This window comes from Helicobacter apodemus, assembly GCF_000765745.2.
GTDB lineage: Bacteria > Campylobacterota > Campylobacteria > Campylobacterales > Helicobacteraceae > Helicobacter_D > Helicobacter_D apodemus.
On sequence record NZ_JRPC02000126.1, the window covers coordinates 1 to 402 of the forward strand.

General features: G+C 38.8%; 1 pseudogene. It reads right to left on the minus strand.

The window, feature by feature from the left end:
- Positions 1 to 402, minus strand: a pseudogene (locus LS72_RS11185) (autotransporter outer membrane beta-barrel domain-containing protein); the annotation flags it as partial.

Consider the following 402-nt stretch of genomic DNA (forward strand, 5'->3'; position numbering starts at 1 on the left):
AGTTGCTCCATCTGATATAGTGATGTTACCAGTTATCTTAGAATTCTCATTAAAAATACCTGCATCCTTTCCTCCTTTTATCATAGAACCTTGACCTGAAATTATCATATCTCCACTAAGTTCGGCATTATCCCAAATGTTGATTCCACTCAATTCTCCCTCTATCCTCGCTCCTCCTGATATGTTAATATCTCCACTAATCTTAGCACCAGTGTGAGCTATAATTCCATTCTCTCCTCCCTTTATCTTAGCTCCTCCTGATATGTTAATATCTCCACTAAGGTTGGCACCGTTTCTAAGTACGATTCCATTATTTCCTCCTTCTATTCTAGCTCCTCCTGATATGTTAATATCTCCACTAAGGTTGGCACCGTTTCTAATTGAGATTCCATTAAGTCCTCC